1 protein-coding gene is annotated in these 341 nt (G+C 45.5%); it reads left to right on the top strand.

Annotated elements, in window-relative coordinates:
* Positions 1–341 (top strand): hypothetical protein (locus tag M2R48_RS21345; RefSeq protein WP_315972866.1); only part of this gene is annotated, 341 nt, incomplete at both ends.

Raw genomic sequence — 341 nt, 5'->3', positions numbered from 1 at the left:
TGAAGGACCACATGAAATTACCTATACGATCACAGATCCAGCGGGTAACACCAGTGTTCCAAGTGATCCGATTCAAGTGGTTGTGGATACAACAGCGCCAAGTAAGCCAACAACACCAGAGGGTTTTGTTGACAACCAAGGTGATAACCAAGGGACATTCCCAGGTGGTACACAAACGGATGACACGACCCCAGGGATTGTGATTGGTCCAGTGACACCAGGTGACAAACCAACATTGATTGTAGATGGTGTAGAAGTTCCATCTACTTATGATCCAACTACAGGTACATTGACGCCAGTTAATCCATTACCTGAAGGACCACATGAAATTACCTATACGA

The organism is Acinetobacter sp. I-MWF (assembly GCF_025433935.1).
GTDB classification, from domain to species: Bacteria; Pseudomonadota; Gammaproteobacteria; order Pseudomonadales; family Moraxellaceae; genus Acinetobacter; species Acinetobacter guillouiae.
The sequence above is the reverse complement of the archived record's forward strand: the minus strand, read 5'-3'. Positions and strand labels throughout refer to the sequence as shown.